This window comes from Priestia sp. TGN 0903, assembly GCF_050846855.1.
GTDB lineage: Bacteria > Bacillota > Bacilli > Bacillales > Bacillaceae_H > Priestia > Priestia zanthoxyli.
This window is the reverse complement of sequence record NZ_JBOZGL010000001.1, coordinates 821,233-837,525: the sequence shown is the minus strand read 5'-3', so window position 1 is coordinate 837,525 and position 16,293 is coordinate 821,233. Positions and strand designations below refer to the sequence as shown.

Sequence of the window (16,293 nt, the reverse complement as noted above, 5' to 3'; positions counted from 1 at the left end):
TTGTTAGACAAATTAAAAGATTTTTCATCTTATTTTTTTGTGACAGGGGAGCCAATGATTTACGGAGCCGACGTCGCCATATTGTTAACACTAGCCGGTATTATTTTTGTTCTTACGTATCTTAAAAAGTGGAAGTGGCTATGGCGTGAGTGGCTCACAACGGTGGATCATAAAAAAATTGGAATCATGTATATGCTTTCTTCATTGTTAATGCTGTTTCGAGGCGGAGTAGATGCATTATTAATGCGTATGCAGCTAGCATTTCCCCAGTGGCATTTTCTAGATTCTAATCATTACAATGAAATTTTCACTACGCACGGAACCATTATGATTCTATTTATGGCAATGCCGCTTATGTTTGCTTTCTTTAATATCGTTGTGCCGCTTCAAATTGGAGCAAGAGATGTCGCCTATCCTTTTTTAAACGCGGTAAGCTTTTGGCTATTTTTCTTTGGCGCCATGCTTTTCAATTTGTCGTTTGTAATCGGAGGATCGCCAGATGCAGGGTGGTTGAGTTATCCGCCGCTTTCTGGCATGCAGTTCAGTCCTGGACCAGGTCAAGATTTTTATATTTGGGGCATTCAAATATCAGGTATTGGCAGCTTGGCTTCTGGAATTAATTTTATTATGACCATTTTAAAAATGCGTGCGCCTGGCATGAAACTTATGCATATGCCGCTATTCACGTGGTCTGTTCTAGCAAGCTGTATTATTATCATTTTCGCGTTTCCTGTATTAACCGTAACGCTTGCTTTATTGTTTATCGACCGCTTCTTTGACGGACACTTGTTTACCATGACCGGCGGTGGAAATCCGATGATGTACATTAACTTAATTTGGATGTGGGGACATCCTGAAGTGTATATTGTTGTGCTTCCGGCATTCGGCATTTTTTCTGAAATTGTTGCAACGTTTTCTCAAAAGAAGATATTTGGCTATAAATCTATGGTTTTTTCAATGATGATTATTAGCGTTCTATCGTATTTCACATGGGTGCATCATTTCTTTACGATGGGTGCAGGTGCTAATGTAAATGTGTTTTTTGCTATTACGACGATGGCTATCGGAATTCCAACGGGTGTTAAAGTGTTCAACTGGTTATTTACGATGTTCCGCGGCCGTATTCAAATGACTCAGCCAATGCTATGGACAATTGCTTTTATCCCGTGCTTTGTTGTAGGAGGAGCAACCGGTGTTATGCTTTCAGCAGCTCCCGCAGACTATCAGTATCATAATAGCTATTTTTTAGTTGCACACTTTCACCAAGTATTAATCGGAGGCGTTGTATTCGGCTTTTTTGCAGGTTTGTACTATTGGTGGCCAAAAATGTTTGGCTTTAAACTAAATGACCGTCTTGGCAAATGGGCATTTTGGACGTGGAATATTGGTTTTTATGTATGCTTCATGCCTCAATATGCACTAGGGTTTATGGGAATGACGCGCCGTATTTATACGTACGACTTTGACATGGGATGGCTCCCACTGAACGTTATCTCTACAGTGGGAGCCTTCTTTATGGGCATAGGGTTTATCTTTCAAGCATGGCAGATTCTTCATGGCATTAAGTACGGAGAACGAGATGTAACAGGAGATCCTTGGAATGGCCGCACATTAGAATGGTCCATTCCTTCACCTCCGCCGCACTACAATTTTGCAGTGATTCCAACAGTAACGGGGCAAGATGCGTGGTGGACGATAAAAGAAGAAAGAAAAAAGAAAAAAGCGAAGGAAACAGCGGCTTTTTCTCCAATTCATATGCCTAAGAATTCAGGTATTCCATTTATCATGTCGGTTTTCTGGTTCATTGCTGGTTTTGGCTTAACGTTCCACTGGGTATGGGTAGCGATATTCGGTTTGACAGGAGTAGGAGGTTGTTTACTAGCCCGTTCTTTTCAATACAACTCGGACTATTATATTCCCGTGGATGAAATTCGACATACAGAAGATTCAGTAGGGAGGGTCGGGTAACATGGCATATGCGACAGCGCATCACGAAGAACATCATCATGAACATGATGAAGAAATCAAAGTTATGGGTTTTTGGCTTTTCCTCGTAACGGACTGTATCTTATTTGGAGCATTATTTGCTACATATGCCGTTCTTGTTAATCATACTGCAGGAGGCCTTACAGGAAAGGAATTTTTTGAAGTCCCAGGATTTGTTTCTGAAACGTTTATCTTATTAACGAGCAGCTTTACAAGCGGATTGGCCGTGTTAAGCATGCACAAAGGAAAAATAAAGCCTTTAATTGGCTGGCTAATCGTAACTCTGCTTTTAGGTGTATGCTTTGTTGGCCTTGAAATTCATGAATTTCAAACTATGGTTCACGAAGGAGCAACCATTTCCACAAGCGCATTTTTTACGGCTTTCTATACACTAGTTAGTACACACGGGCTGCACGTTTCGGTTGGCATCATTTGGATGATTTCAATTACAATCCAGTTAAAACGATACGGAATTACCTCTGTAACAAAACGAAAAGTGACGATTATCAGCTTATACTGGCATTTTCTTGATGCCGTCTGGATCTTCCTTTACACGGTTGTGTATTTAATGGGGGTGATGTAGATGGGGAACCACGGGTCGTTAAAAGCTTATACAACCGGATTTATTTTCTCAATTATTTTAACCGTTATTCCTCTGCTGCTGGTATTAAACCACGTACTTGCTAAAAATATATTACTAGCTAGCATTCTAGGAATGGCCGTGCTTCAATTTTTCGTTCAATTGTTTTTCTTTATGCATATTAAAGACGGAGAGAAGCCTCGTTATAATGTGATGGCTTTAATACTTGGAATCGTTTTTGTTATTACGATTGTAGCAGGATCTGTTTGGATAATGACTTTTAACTCTCAAGTTCAATAAAAATGGAGCCGTGTACGATGTGCGCGGCTCCATTTTTTATTAATTTCTATAAATTGTGATAAAAATCACATACTTTCGCTTGCGCAAGAAGTACAATAAAAGTGTAGCAAAGAAAGTTCTTTATAAACGAATGTTAAAGGAGAGATTATGATGAATATGGCTTATCGTAACATCCTCGTAGCAGTAGACGGTTCTGTAGAAGCGGAGTGGGCGTTCAAAAAAGCAGTTAACAGTGCGAAAAAAAATAACGCTCATTTGATAATTTGTCACGTTATCGATATACAGGCGTTAAGTCCATCACCTTATGCATTTTATACGGATACACGCTTTCAAGACGCAGAGAAATTTGCTGAAGAACTTTTAGCCAACTATAGTAACCTAGCCATTAAGGCTGGAGTAACGAAAGTCGAGACCTTAATTGAACACGGTTCTCCTAAAACAAAAATATCTAAAAAAATTGCTCCCGATAAGCACGTTGATTTAATTGTATGCGGTGCAACCGGGTTAAACGCGGTAGAGCGTATCTTAATCGGAAGTGTATCTCAGCATATTTTGCGCTATGCCAAATGTGATGTGTTAATCGTTCGCACCCCTAAAGAAGCTGAAGAGCAATCAAAGCCTTTACAAGTAGAGCTAACAGAGTAACAGGCACAGACGAGAAATAAAACTTGTTGTGCACAGCAAAATACAAAGCTCTCACCATTTATTTAAAGAGAGGGGATAAACGTATTTTAGTTAAAAGAAGATCCGAACAAGGAGTCAAGGTTCTCAAGAGAGAACGTGACTCGTTCGGATTTTTTTATTGTGATGGTGAATGTAGTTTTCATGTATCCAGCTGTGGATTGAAGGGGAATGGCAGAAAGAAAGGTGAGGATAGTAGAGCACATCAAACATGTTTATGAAAGAAGAAGAGGGGAAGAACAAGCATATAGAAAACTTTTCCTTAGTTGGTTAAGGTTGATTTATAAAGGAGTGACGAATATGTCAAAGTTAAATAATCCATTAACTCAATTTTTCCATGAAGACTATCCAAAACAGTATCAAGAACCGCCTGGTGTACAAAAAGAAATGAACGTCATCCCAGACTGCGGGGAGAACAGTTACATAGGTGCAGGTAAATTAAAAGGCAGAAAAGCTCTTGTGACAGGTGGAGATTCAGGTATTGGCCGAGCAGCAGCTATCGCTTACGCAAGAGAAGGAGCGGACGTTGCGCTTAATTACTTGCCACAAGAGCAAACTGATGCAGAAGAAGTAAAAAAGCTTATTGAGGCAGAAGGCAAAAAAGCAGTACTCATACCTGGTGATGTAGGCGAAGAATCTTTTTGCAAGGAGCTAGTAGAAAAAGCTTATAAAGAATTAGATGGATTAGACGTTTTAGCGCTCGTAGCAGGTAAACAGCAGGCAGTAGAAGATCTTGCTGATTTAGAAACGGATCAGCTGCGCAAAACCTTTGAAGTAAATGTATTCTCTTTATATTGGACCGTAAAAGCAGCGCTGCCTTATTTACCGGCAGGTGCTTCTATTATTACCACAAGTTCTGTACAAGGCTATAGCCCAAGTCCTAATTTATTAGATTATGCAGCTACAAAGTTTGCCATTAACGGATTCACTCGCGGACTAGCCAAGCAATTAGCTCCAAAAGGTATTCGCGTTAACTCCGTTGCTCCAGGACCTATCTGGACGCCGCTTCAAATTTCTGGAGGGCAGCCAAGCGACGCTATTCCAGGCTTTGGACAAGATACACCTTTGCAGCGTGCTGGTCAGCCGGTAGAGTTAGCAAATGTATACGTATTTTTAGCTTCAACGGATGCAAGCTACGTAACAGCTCAAGTTTACGGAATTACAGGCGGAATAGAACTAGCTTAAAACAAAAAACACGTGCAGTTATGAACTGCACGTGTTTTTTTGTTTTATCGTCTTTTACCTTTTAAAGTTTGTACACAAATGTAGCTAAGCGTAGCGAATAATGCTGTAATAAATGCCGAGTGAGACAGTGTAGCAAAGACATTTAAACGAGACATGACAACAAAGATACCGCTAAATATTTGAGCAAAGGTTAAAGCAACTGCAATGATGGACGCGTAGTAAATATCACGGCGAGTTTCTTTATACTGTTTGATAGCAGATACCATAATCCAAATGATAAGAACAAACAGCACAAGAGCAGCAAATCGGTGAGCAAAGTGAATGCCTGTTGTTCCTGATAGCTTTGGAATAAGAGTGTTGCCATAACAAGCCGGAAAGCTTGTACACGCTAAGCTTGCACCTTTGTGACGCACATATGCACCTAAATAAATATCGCAGTAGGTAAATATAAGCGTAAACCATGCGAGCCATCTAAATTTGCCTGTAACGGCTCCTTTAATAAAATGATCCGAACGGTCCTTTTGAATAACAAATATTGAAAGTAAAAATACACCGGTAAACGCAATAAGCGAAAGACCGAAATGCAGGGCTAGCGCCTCAGCTGACTGAGGCCAGATAACGGCAGAAGCCCCGAGCAACGACTCGATAACGATAAATGCAATACTCATGATCGCTAAAATTTTCACTTCACGGTTTCTGCGATAACGAATCCAAGCCCAAATAGAAAATGCTAAAACAAGAAGACCTGCAAATGCGGTAATCAAACGATGCGTATATTCAATCATTGTTGCTACTGCGTATTCGGGTATTAACTGCCCGTTACATAGTGGCCACTCGTTTCCGCACCCTAATCCAGACCCTGTGGTTGTGACCAGACTGCCGGCAATCATTAAAATAAACATAACAATCGTTGTAAATATAGCTGTTATTTTAAATAAATTTCTCATACGTTGACTCCCTTTGTTGAGTTACTAATTATGACTATAGATTTGATGAATACGATAGTCAAGTAGTAGAGCGTAATTAACAAATAACTGTCACAAACTCGCACATGTTTTCCTTGAATTTGATGTCAGAAAAGCTTTCTTCACTAAACTTTGTAATGGTTTTTTCCTTTTAAACAATGTAAATATGCTTTCATACATAAGATATAAAAAATTATATTAGTGATTTTATACAATTTGCAAAAAAAACTTTAGAGAGAATGGAGATACAATCATATTCCAAAAGTGATAATATAAATATAAATCAAATGATGTTATAAAACCTATCATTTTATGTTAGGTAAAAAAATAAACTTTTTATCATAGAGAAGCTTTATTGAAAGGAGAGATAACGATGAGCTTAGAAGCTTTAAATAAAAGAGTAGAAACCGATCTTTCTTACCTTTCTTTCAGGAAACCAACAGAAGTACAGCCAATTATCCCTAAAAGTGGACACGTATACGATGTAATCATTATTGGAGGAGGTCAAAGCGGTTTAGGAACGGCTTTTGGCTTGCTGCGAGAACGCGTGTCAAATATTCTTATTATTGATGAAAACCGTTCGGGTTTAGAAGGTCCGTGGGAAACGTATGCACGAATGATTACGCTGAGAACGCCCAAAAACTTAACATCTATCGATTTAGGTATGCCTTCGCTTACGTTTCAAGCGTGGTGGGAAGCACAATTTGACTCAGAGGGCTGGGAAGCTCTTGACAGAATTCCAAGAGGAGACTGGATGAATTATTTACGCTGGTACCGGAGTATTCTTAACCTTCCTGTGGCAAATGAAATAAAATTAACGTTAATTGAGCCGACGGAAACAGGTATTCATCGCTTGCATATTGAAGGAAATGGAGCTGCATGTCCTACACTGATGGCACGTAAAGTTATACTAGCTACAGGAATTCAAGGAGGAGGAGAGTGGCATGTCCCGCCTATGATTTCTGAAAAATTGCCGCCTCATCTTTATTCTCATACTTCACAAACGATTGATTTTACTACGTTGAAGAACAAAAAAGTAGCTGTTTTAGGGGGAGGAGCTTCGGCGTTTGACAATGCCAACTATGCACTTTCCGAAGGAGTTGCTGAAGCTCATGTATTTGTTCGACGAAAAGAACTTCCGCGTATTAATCCAATCAGACAAATGGAAGCTTCAGGAATGATTGAGCGTTTTCATGCTCTGTCAGATGCTGAAAAATATGAAGTAATGGCTCATTTTTTCGAATACAATCAGCCGCCTACGAATGATACATTTGGACGCGCTTCCTCATGGCCAGGTTTTCATTTGCACCTACATGCACCGTGGCTCGATGTCGAGGGAAAACAGGACAAAGCAGTTGTAACAACTCCTCAGGGAGTCTTTACATTTGACTATTTAATTATTAGCACAGGCCTTCTAACAGATCCGGCTCTTCGTCCAGAATTACGTCTTGTTGAAAAACACATCGCCCGCTGGAGCGATCATTACAAAGCACCGCATGAAATTGCCAATCCAGTATTGGATGCCCACCCTTACCTTAGTAATGGCTTTGCTTTTTCAAATCGCAATGGGGAAGGTCAAAAAATGGTATATGGCCTTTTTGCTTTTAATTATTCTGCTTTAATTAGCTGTGGAATTTCTGCTTCCGCTCTTTCAGGGCTGAAATATGCGATACCGAAGCTCGTATCAGAAGTCGCCAATCAGCTTTTTATTGATAACCGCCATGAGAATTTAACCAATTTCTTTGACTATAATGAGCCTGAATTTATCGGTAGCTGGTCAAAAGACGCTAATCAAGTGAAAACAACATAATAAAACTACATTTTTAACAATGAAAAAGGTGAAGCATATGGAGCCGATCTCTAAAAAGAAGATAGCTACTTTGTATACTCAAATTAGCCAAGAAATTTTTAATGTAGGCGTGAATACTCAAAAAATAGATATTATTGATAATAAAATTCTTATACTAGCTCAATCAAAAAGAATGCCAGCGCTAGACGCCCTCAGTGAAGAATATAAAGAATTAGTGATGTCTCTTGATGCGGCTTTGTCGACTAAATATAAAAAAATGCTAAAGCAAAAAGTGGAGCTATTATTCGATATCCAGGTCACTTCTTTATTTAGAGATTATGATCCTGCTACTGAGAATTCTTGTACGGTTATTTGCTTTAAATAACTTCTCTATATAAATGGCAAAACGTTGGATGAAATCGTTTGTTTTGCAAAAAACGTAAAAGACGGATGCTTATCTTCTGTTTACAGAAGCAAAGAGCCGTGAAGATAGAAGGGTTTCCTTCTGTTTTCACGGCTCTTTTTATACATATTTTCATAAAAAAGGAGTGGGGAAATGACTGAATATACACTTGTTGATAAAGCGGCTGTAAAAACTAGTTAAAAAAATTCAATCGATCATTAAAGGAGTGAAAAGCAAGTGGCGATGAATGAAAAAATGGAAACTCAGCATATGGAACTAACAAAAAAATCAGCACCTAATCCTTCATGGGTAGATAAGCTGTTTCATTTAACAGAACGTAAAACAGATGTAAAAACAGAAATTCTTGCGGGAATTACGACTTTTGTGACGATGAGCTATATTATCTTTGTTAATCCGACGATTTTAGCAGATGCAGGCATTCCAAAAGAAGCGGCAATTGCGGCAACAATTTTTGCCACTGTTTTTGCAACTCTTTTGTTTGCATTGTGGGCGAACATGCCTATTGCAGTTGCACCAGGAATGGGGCTAAACGCTTTTTTTACGTATACAGTGGTATTGGGTGAAGGGTTAACGTGGCAAACAGGTTTAGGAGCCGTATTTATTTCAGGGGTTGTATTTTTTATTTTAACCATAACAGGCTTACGCAAGAAGATTATTGAAGGGATACCCGCTATTTTAAAAAGTGCTATTTCCGTTGGAATCGGTCTATTTATTGCTTTTATCGGTTTTAAGCAAGCTGGAATTATTGTAAGCAACAAAGAAAATTTAGTAGCGCTTGGACAACTCACAAAACCGGGCCCATTACTTGCTTTATTAGGTTTCATCGCGGTAACTGTATTAACTGCTCGAAAAATTAAAGGAGCTGCTTTGATTAGTATTTTACTGATATCAATTGCAGGGATGGCGCTGGGCATAGTAGAAGCACCTAAAAGCATCAGCAGCGTTGTGTCGTTTTCAATGCCAAGCATGTCAGAAACTTTTTTACAAATGGATATTAAATCTGCTCTCCATTACGGTCTTTTCTCTATTATTTTTTCATTTACGCTTGTGGAGCTATTTGATAATTTAGGATCGATGATTGGATTATCTAAAAAAGCTGGACTAATGGATGAAAAAGGAGAAATTAAAGGGTTAGATAAAGCGCTTATGGCAGATTCTCTTGCGACTGTAGCCAGTGCTGCTATGGGATCTACCGCAATGAACGCGTATGTAGAAAACGCTGCGGGAATTGCAGAAGGAGGCAAAACGGGTCTTAAAGCACTGGTTGTTGCCATGCTGTTTTTAGTCAGTATTTTGTTCACTCCATTGATCAGCATTATTCCTGCTTTTGCTACAGCGCCTATTTTAATTATGGTTGGAGCTCTCATGTTAACAGAAATTAAAAACATTCCTCTCGACGAAATAACAGATGCTGTGCCTGCTTTTTGTACCATTATTTTGATGCCGTTAACGTTTAGTATCGGCGAAGGCTTAGCGCTAGGTTTTTTATCTTATACGTTCGTTAAATTGTTAGCCGGCAAGGCGAAAGAAATCCACTGGATTATGTACATCATTAGCGCCGCTTTTATTATCAACTTCATCTGGGCTGCCTGAGCGCATATATCTAGAGCAAAAAAGACTTCTCAGCTGAGAAGTCTTTTTTACTGATCGTGTAGATTTTAATCTCTCTCCCTTACAGAAATAAAAGATAGCGAAGGAAGATATATAACGTTGAAATCAAAAGAGATACAAGCATAATTGGAGCTCCAATTTTCAAAAAGTCCATAAACGAAAATTTATGTCCTTTTTTTACAGCCATGCCAGCTACAATCACGTTGGCAGATGCTCCAATTAACGTACCGTTTCCTCCCAAACACGCTCCTAGAGCCAGTGACCACCATAGTACATTGATTTGAGCAGAATCAGGGCTCATTCCCATTCCATGAGCCATATCTTGAATAAGTGGAATCATTGTAGCAACAAAAGGAATGTTATCAATAACAGCTGAGGCAATGCCACTAATCCACAAAATGAGATAAGCTGAGAGTGCGATATTGCCGTCTGTAACGTTCAACGCGCCAGCAGCCAGCTTTTTAATAATGCCTACATCGATTAAGCCTCCGACAAGAACAAACAAACCTGCAAAGAAAATAATGGTTGTCCATTCAACAGAATCAAATGCGCTTTCTACTTCATCATGAGTTCTTAATCCAATTACCAGTAGTACAGCAGCACCTGTAATGGCTACCATAGCCGCATCAATGTGCAAAACAGAATGCAGGGTAAAACCTAGAATCGTTAATACTAATACAGTTAACGATTTTTTCATTAAAACAGAATCTTGAATATAATCTTTTTCATTTAAACTCATTAACTCTTGCTTTTTACTATCTTCTACTTTTAACTTTTTACGATAGATAAGAACAAGAATCCCCAGCGTAACAACACCGATAATCAGCACTGCAGGAGTTAAATTTAATAAAAAAGCATTAAAATCAAGGTGAGGATTCGCTGCCCCAATCATGATATTAGGCGGGTCGCCTATTAAAGTTGCCGTTCCTCCAATATTTGAAAACAGCACTTCTGATATAAGAAACGGAAAAGGATTAATGTTTAAAATAGTAGTAATCGAAAATGTAACCGGAACAATTAATAACACGGTTGTCACATTGTCTAAAAAAGCTGATCCGACGCCTGTTAAAATCGATAAAATAACTAGAATTCGAACCGGATCACCTTTAGCAATTTTAGCAGACTTGATGGCTGCGTATTGAAACACGCCTGTTTTGTTTGTGATGCCGACTAAAATCATCATACCCATAAGCAGGACAATTGTTTCCCACTGAATGTGTTCGGTAATAGCATTATTAAAATCGACAATACCTAACAAAATCATTAATATAGCACCTAAAAGAGCTGCTGAAGCGCGATTGATCTTTTCAGTCATAATCAGAAAATATGTAATGATAAATATAATAATGGCTGCGTATACATGAAAACTTGTAATGTGTTGAATTGCATTGTGCATAACTGTAACCTGGCGATATGTCATCTAGACGTCGCGAAGTGTAGATGACGCAAACTTTGGATGTTTTCCAGGTTTTCACCTCATCTTTCATCGTTTAATTTACATCCAACTTTACGGTAAAACTTCTATAAAATCCGCTTTCCTTTAACCAACCTCCTTTAAAAGCTTTGGTGTTCTTCAAAATGCAGACGATTCCTTCAGCATTATATCATATTTACATAAAAGCTTTCTTGCTAATTATTCATGTGATTTTCAACCCACACGCTTATTATGCACCTTAAATTCAGTTTGCATAATTGATTCCTCTAATATCGGACAAAGTTAGACAAAGTTGGAACAGTGTCCAATTTTGTCTAACTTTGTGAGAACAAATAAAACAATGGATTGCTAAGATAAAGCGGTTTTCATGTTGGCACGGTACTTGCAAGAGTAATTAAGTGAAGTTTGATAATCAAATGAGGAGGCTTACCATAATGAAAACTGCTCAAAATAAAACAGAAAAGCTTACGAAAGAAAAAGCCAGCTGGATGTATCAGAAAATGGTAGAAATTCGAAAGTTTGAAGATGAAGTACATCAAATTTTTGCAAAAGGGGTACTACCTGGTTTTGTTCATCTGTATGCAGGTGAAGAAGCGATAGCGGTTGGAATGTGCGCTCACCTTAATGACAGTGACAGTATTACGAGCACTCATCGTGGACACGGTCATTGTATTGCTAAAGGCGGCGATTTAGATGGAATGATGGCTGAACTATTTGGGAAGGTAACCGGGTTAGGCAAAGGAAAAGGTGGATCTATGCATATTGCGGATTTAGATAAAGGAATTTTAGGAGCAAATGGAATTGTAGGAGGAGGATTTCCGCTTGCATGCGGTTCTGCTTTAACTGCTAAGTATAAAAAGACAAAAGATGTAAGCGTTTGCTTTTTTGGAGACGGGGCGGGCAATGAAGGAACGTTTCATGAAGGAATTAACTTAGCAGCCATTTGGAAACTGCCGGTTGTTTTTGTTGCTGAGAATAATGGCTACGGAGAAGCAACTCCCTTTTCTTATGCTTCAAGCTGCAGCACGATTGCAGACCGTGCCGCATCTTACAATATTCCAGGCGTACGAGTGGATGGAAAAGACGTGATGGCAGTTTATGAAGCAGCTGCTGAAGCGATTCAACGAGCTCGCAGAGGGGAAGGCCCAACGTTAATTGAATGTGTAACGTATCGAAATTACGGGCATTTCGAAGGCGACGCACAAACGTATAAATCAGGCAGTGAAAAGAAAGAACACCTTCAGGAAAAAGATGCGATTGCTCTTTTTGAAAACTATTTGCTTTCAGAACAAGTAGTAACAGAAAAAGAGCTTAGAGATATTGAAAGTGACGTAGAAAAAGCAGTAAAACGCGCAGTTGAGCTAGCAGAAACAAGCGATTATCCTGATGCTTCCGAACTATTAACAGATGTTTATGTATCTTACTAATTAAAGGGGGAAAAGAAAATGACTAGAAAATTAAGTATGTCTGAAGCTATCAATGAAGCAATGAAACTAGCGATGCGAAAAGATGAGAATGTGATTCTGCTGGGAGAAGATGTAGCTGGCGGAGCGGAAATTGACCACCTGCAAGATGATGAGGCTTGGGGCGGTGTCCTTGGAGTGACAAAGGGACTTGTACAAGAATTTGGACGTGAACGAATTCTTGATACGCCTATTTCAGAAGCAGCTTATATAGGAGCTGCAATGGGAGCGGCAGCTACGGGGTTAAGACCGGTTGCAGAATTAATGTTTAATGACTTTATTGGCTGCTGCTTAGATCAAGTGCTGAATCAAGGCGCAAAATTTAGATACATGTTCGGAGGAAAAGCAGAAGTGCCCGTCACGATTCGAACGACTCATGGAGCTGGATTCAGAGCTGCGGCTCAGCATTCTCAGAGCTTGTATGCTTTGTTCACTAGCATTCCTGGCATTAAAGTAGTGGTGCCTTCTACCCCTTACGATGCAAAAGGTTTATTATTAGCAGCAATTGAAGACAATGATCCGGTTATCTTTTTTGAAGACAAAACATTGTACAACATGAAAGGTGAGGTTCCTGAAGGCTATTATACGATTCCATTAGGAAAAGCAGACGTGAAACGCGAAGGAACAGATTTAACTATTGTAGCGATTGGCAAACAAGTAAATACTGCACTTACAGCCGCAGATCAATTATCTCACAAAGGAATTGACGTAGAAGTAGTCGATCCGCGAAGTCTATCACCTTTTGACGAAGAGACGATTCTTTCTTCTGTAGAAAAAACGAATCGATTAATTGTTATTGACGAAGCTAACCCAAGATGTAGCATCGCAACAGATATTGCTGCGCTAGTTGCTGATAAAGGATTTGATATGCTTGATGCACCTATTAAACGAATTACAGCACCACATACACCTGTACCATTTTCACCTCCATTAGAAGATATTTATCTGCCAACACCGCAAAAAGTAATTGAAGTTGTATCGGAGTTGCTAGGAGATAAATCGCTTCTAAGCGTGTAAGTAAAGAGAAAGGAGGAGGAAGCAAATGGCTGCAGAGGTTGTAATGCCAAAACTAGGTATGGCAATGAAAGAAGGAACCGTTTCGACATGGAATAAAAAAGTGGGAGACTCCGTTTCAAAAGGAGATATGATTGCAAGTATTAATTCTGAAAAAATAGAAATGGAAATTGAAGCGCCGCAGGACGGTGTGATTCTTGATATCCTTGTGCAAGAAGATGTAGGTGTGCCTCCTGGAACGATTATCTGTTATGTTGGAAATCCAAACGAGCAGCTTACTGAGCAAAGCAGTTCAGCAAATGAGCTTCAGGCTCCTAAAAACGAGGTAGCCGCCACTATCTCTTTAGAAGAGCCACCAGCAAACGCAGTTTCATCAAAGAAGAGCAAAGAAACTGTGCGCATTTCACCAATTGCACGGAAAATAGCAGAATCTGAAAACCTTGACATTGAAATGATTAAAGGCACGGGACCAAAAGGAAGAATCACAAAAGCGGATGTAGAGAAAGTGCTGACAGAAAAAGCTTCAGAAACAAGTCATCCACCAGTTGAAATAGATAAAGCTACAAAAAAAGAAACGCTTCCAGTAGCGGGGATGAGGAAAGTCATTGCAGGCCGAATGCATAATAGCTTACTAAACAGTGCTCAATTAACGATTAATATGAAAGCTGACGTGACGGATTTGCTGTCTCTTCAACGAGAAATTAAAGAAGTGATTCAACAACGCCATAAGGTGAAAATCTCTCTAACTGATTTTATTGCTCGCGCTGTTGTTCTTTCACTTCAAGAACACAAGCAAATGAACAGTGCGTATATCGATAACGAAATTCATCTCTATCATCATGTTCATCTTGGAATGGCCGTGGCTTTAGAGAATGGGCTAGTTGTTCCTGTTGTGCAACATGCTGAAAAAATGCCGTTAGTTGAATTAGCTGCAGAGATTAAAACACGAGCAGCAGATGCTCGGCAAGGTCAGTTGAGTACTGATAGCATGCAAGGTTCTACATTCACTATTACTAATCTGGGTGCTTACGGAGTAGAGTATTTTACACCTGTATTGAACCCGCCTGAAACAGGAATCCTTGGTGTGGGAGCTACTGAAGATGTACCTATGTATATAGGAGACGATTTACAAAGAAGAAACGTGCTGCCTTTAAGCCTGACGTTTGATCATCGCGTACTGGACGGAGCACCTGCAGCTAATTTCCTTGGAACTATTAAACAATACTTAGAGCAACCTATTTTACTACTCTTATAGAAAGGTGGTGCATTCCATGAAACCTTTAGTTGTCATTGGCGGCGGTCCTGCAGGATATGTGGCGGCAATCACTGCCGCCCGGCAAGGAAAACAAGTTACGTTAATCGAACAAAAAGATTTAGGTGGAACATGTTTAAATGAGGGCTGCATGCCAACAAAGTCATTATTAGCAAGCGCGGAAGCCTATGAGAAAATAAAGCAAGCTGAGCAATTCGGCATCACTCTTCCTTTAGAACAAGTGAAAATTAACTGGGATGGCGTTCAGCATCATAAAACAACCATTGTTAAAAACTTGGTCAGGGGAATTGGCTATTTGATGAAAAAGAACAGTATTAAAGTCATGAAAGGAGAAGCTTCTTTTTTGACAAATCATCGCCTAGCCGTGCGAAATGAAAATCAAGTAGAAGAAATAGAGGCTGAACAGTTTATTATTGCTGTAGGTTCAGAACCTGCTAGCCTGCCGTTTGCTCCGTTTGATGGAAAGTGGATCATTCACAGTGGACAAGCGATGTCGCTGCCTGCTATCCCTTCATCTCTTTTAATAGTAGGAGGAGGGGTAATTGGGTGTGAATTTGCAAGCATTTACAGTCAATTGGGAACAAAAGTAACGATTGTGGAAGCGGCAGATCAGCTGCTTTCTGGTGAAGACGCCGATATCGCCTTTATGTTGCAGGAAGAGTTAGAGAAAAAAGGCGTAACGATTTATACATCCGCTTCGCTAACAGAAATGCAGCCAGAAGATAAAACGGCTCTATTTAAACATAAAGAAGAACTGCATGAACTGCAGGCTGACTATGCATTAATTTCAATTGGGAGAAAGCCTAGAGTGCTAGGTTTAGGTTTAGAAAAGCTTGGCATACATTTTTCAAAACAAGGAATTGATGTTAATGAGCATATGCAAACGAATATACCTAATATCTATGCTTGTGGAGATGTAGTCGGTGGAATTCAGCTTGCTCATGTAGCCTTTCATGAAGGCACAGTTGCTGCTTTGCATGCATACGGAAAAGATAAGAGCGTGAATTACCGAGCTGTACCACGCTGCATCTATACTCATCCTGAAATTGCAAGTGTCGGTTTGACAGAAAAACAGGCCCGAGAAAAATACGGTGATGTTCGTATCGGAGAATTTTCGTTTACGGCAAACGGCAAAGCGATGATTGCAAATGATTCTGTTGGAAAAGTGAAAGTAATCGTAGAACCGCAGTTTAATGAAATTATTGGGCTTTCCATTGTAGGTGCACATGCTACAGAATTAATTGGACAAGGAACTATCATGCTGCACGGGGAGTTGACCACGGATGTAATGGAAGACTTTATCGCTGCTCATCCTACATTATCCGAAGCGATTCATGAAGCTCTTTTGCATTCAGCGGGTCAGGCCGTTCACTCATGATTATACAAGTGCTCAAGTTATTAAGCTCTTTAAGAATGAAAAGTAAAAATGAATGATTCAAAAAGGTAAACTAGAGGATGAAGGAATCATGAAAGAGGGAGAGGGATTTTCCTGCATCCTCGTCTAGTTTTTCTATTAATTTTTACATAACGTGAGTTTAAGAATCTATCTTTGGTAATGATAACGTTTTCTTTGTGATTTATAATAAT

The 16,293-nt window shown here is 39.4% G+C and carries 14 protein-coding genes; 12 read left to right on the top strand and 2 right to left on the bottom strand.

Features of this window, described 5'->3' with window-relative positions; translation table 11 throughout:
• The 5 genes from qoxB to ACRPLY_RS04265 all read left to right on the top strand — a co-directional run bounded on the left by qoxB (position 1) and on the right by ACRPLY_RS04265 (position 4,732).
• Complete coding sequence (gene qoxB, locus ACRPLY_RS04285) at positions 1-1,968, top strand: cytochrome aa3 quinol oxidase subunit I (RefSeq protein WP_432231592.1); 1,968 nt, start codon at positions 1-3, stop codon at positions 1,966-1,968.
• A 1-nt stretch (position 1,969) separates the two neighbouring features.
• Positions 1,970-2,569 (top strand): cytochrome o ubiquinol oxidase subunit III, encoded by a 600-nt coding sequence (gene cyoC / locus ACRPLY_RS04280; RefSeq protein WP_033578711.1) that lies wholly within the window; start codon positions 1,970-1,972, stop codon positions 2,567-2,569.
• On the top strand, positions 2,570-2,866 hold the full coding sequence (cyoD, locus tag ACRPLY_RS04275; RefSeq protein WP_205664020.1) for a cytochrome o ubiquinol oxidase subunit IV: 297 nt from the start codon (positions 2,570-2,572) through the stop codon (positions 2,864-2,866).
• 150 nt (positions 2,867-3,016) lie between these two features.
• On the top strand, positions 3,017-3,511 hold the full coding sequence (locus ACRPLY_RS04270) for a universal stress protein (RefSeq protein ID WP_205664021.1): 495 nt from the start codon (positions 3,017-3,019) through the stop codon (positions 3,509-3,511).
• Positions 3,512-3,847: 336 nt separating this feature from the next.
• Positions 3,848-4,732 (top strand): SDR family oxidoreductase, encoded by an 885-nt coding sequence (locus tag ACRPLY_RS04265; protein ID WP_432231591.1) that lies wholly within the window; start codon positions 3,848-3,850, stop codon positions 4,730-4,732.
• A 44-nt stretch (positions 4,733-4,776) separates the two neighbouring features.
• On the opposite strand, the gene ACRPLY_RS04260 is transcribed toward ACRPLY_RS04265, so the two are convergent.
• A complete protein-coding gene (locus tag ACRPLY_RS04260) occupies positions 4,777-5,679 on the bottom strand; it encodes a COX15/CtaA family protein (RefSeq protein ID WP_014460550.1) in 903 nt (300 codons plus the stop codon).
• 391 nt (positions 5,680-6,070) lie between these two features.
• On the opposite strand from ACRPLY_RS04260, the gene ACRPLY_RS04255 reads away from it, so the two are divergent.
• The 3 genes from ACRPLY_RS04255 (at position 6,071) to ACRPLY_RS04245 (ending at position 9,503) form a co-directional block, all read left to right on the top strand.
• On the top strand, positions 6,071-7,507 hold the full coding sequence (locus ACRPLY_RS04255) for an NAD(P)-binding domain-containing protein (RefSeq protein ID WP_432231590.1): 1,437 nt from the start codon (positions 6,071-6,073) through the stop codon (positions 7,505-7,507).
• 37 nt (positions 7,508-7,544) lie between these two features.
• Positions 7,545-7,871, top strand: a complete 327-nt coding sequence (locus ACRPLY_RS04250; RefSeq protein WP_014460548.1) for a Na-translocating system protein MpsC family protein — start codon at positions 7,545-7,547, stop codon at positions 7,869-7,871.
• 255 nt (positions 7,872-8,126) lie between these two features.
• Entirely contained in the window at positions 8,127-9,503 is a 1,377-nt protein-coding gene (locus ACRPLY_RS04245; protein ID WP_432231589.1) for an NCS2 family permease, read from the top strand.
• Positions 9,504-9,582: 79 nt separating this feature from the next.
• Here ACRPLY_RS04245 and ACRPLY_RS04240 read toward each other — a convergent pair whose 3' ends face one another.
• Positions 9,583-10,917, bottom strand: a complete 1,335-nt coding sequence (locus tag ACRPLY_RS04240; RefSeq protein WP_013082773.1) for an ArsB/NhaD family transporter — start codon at positions 10,915-10,917, stop codon at positions 9,583-9,585.
• A 473-nt stretch (positions 10,918-11,390) separates the two neighbouring features.
• Here ACRPLY_RS04240 and ACRPLY_RS04235 point away from each other — a divergent pair, with 473 nt between their 5' ends.
• From ACRPLY_RS04235 to lpdA, 4 genes are read left to right on the top strand one after another with little or no spacing between them, the layout of a single operon-like run.
• Positions 11,391-12,383, top strand: a complete 993-nt coding sequence (locus tag ACRPLY_RS04235) for a thiamine pyrophosphate-dependent dehydrogenase E1 component subunit alpha (protein WP_033578716.1) — start codon at positions 11,391-11,393, stop codon at positions 12,381-12,383.
• A gap of 18 nt (positions 12,384-12,401) precedes the next feature.
• Positions 12,402-13,436, top strand: coding sequence for an alpha-ketoacid dehydrogenase subunit beta (locus tag ACRPLY_RS04230; protein WP_028413711.1), 1,035 nt, complete (start codon positions 12,402-12,404; stop codon positions 13,434-13,436).
• Between the two features lie 25 nt (positions 13,437-13,461).
• Entirely contained in the window at positions 13,462-14,688 is a 1,227-nt protein-coding gene (locus ACRPLY_RS04225; RefSeq protein ID WP_243494529.1) for a dihydrolipoamide acetyltransferase family protein, read from the top strand.
• A gap of 16 nt (positions 14,689-14,704) precedes the next feature.
• Positions 14,705-16,084, top strand: coding sequence for a dihydrolipoyl dehydrogenase (gene lpdA, locus ACRPLY_RS04220; protein ID WP_432231588.1), 1,380 nt, complete (start codon positions 14,705-14,707; stop codon positions 16,082-16,084).
• The last annotated feature ends 209 nt before the right edge of the window (positions 16,085-16,293 follow it).

Excerpts from the sequence above, each read along its gene's own strand:
- ACRPLY_RS04235 (WP_033578716.1), top strand. The coding sequence starts at position 11,391 with ATGAAAACTGCTCAAAATAAAACAGAAAAGCTTACGAAAGAAAAAGCC.
- ACRPLY_RS04260 (WP_014460550.1), bottom strand. The coding sequence starts at position 5,679 with ATGAGAAATTTATTTAAAATAACAGCTATATTTACAACGATTGTTATG.
- ACRPLY_RS04230 (WP_028413711.1), top strand. The coding sequence starts at position 12,402 with ATGACTAGAAAATTAAGTATGTCTGAAGCTATCAATGAAGCAATGAAA.
- cyoC (WP_033578711.1), top strand. The coding sequence starts at position 1,970 with ATGGCATATGCGACAGCGCATCACGAAGAACATCATCATGAACATGAT.
- ACRPLY_RS04255 (WP_432231590.1), top strand. The coding sequence starts at position 6,071 with ATGAGCTTAGAAGCTTTAAATAAAAGAGTAGAAACCGATCTTTCTTAC.
- ACRPLY_RS04225 (WP_243494529.1), top strand. The coding sequence starts at position 13,462 with ATGGCTGCAGAGGTTGTAATGCCAAAACTAGGTATGGCAATGAAAGAA.
- ACRPLY_RS04265 (WP_432231591.1), top strand. The coding sequence starts at position 3,848 with ATGTCAAAGTTAAATAATCCATTAACTCAATTTTTCCATGAAGACTAT.
- ACRPLY_RS04270 (WP_205664021.1), top strand. The coding sequence starts at position 3,017 with ATGAATATGGCTTATCGTAACATCCTCGTAGCAGTAGACGGTTCTGTA.
- cyoD (WP_205664020.1), top strand. The coding sequence starts at position 2,570 with ATGGGGAACCACGGGTCGTTAAAAGCTTATACAACCGGATTTATTTTC.
- lpdA (WP_432231588.1), top strand. The coding sequence starts at position 14,705 with ATGAAACCTTTAGTTGTCATTGGCGGCGGTCCTGCAGGATATGTGGCG.
- ACRPLY_RS04240 (WP_013082773.1), bottom strand. The coding sequence starts at position 10,917 with ATGCACAATGCAATTCAACACATTACAAGTTTTCATGTATACGCAGCC.
- ACRPLY_RS04250 (WP_014460548.1), top strand. The coding sequence starts at position 7,545 with ATGGAGCCGATCTCTAAAAAGAAGATAGCTACTTTGTATACTCAAATT.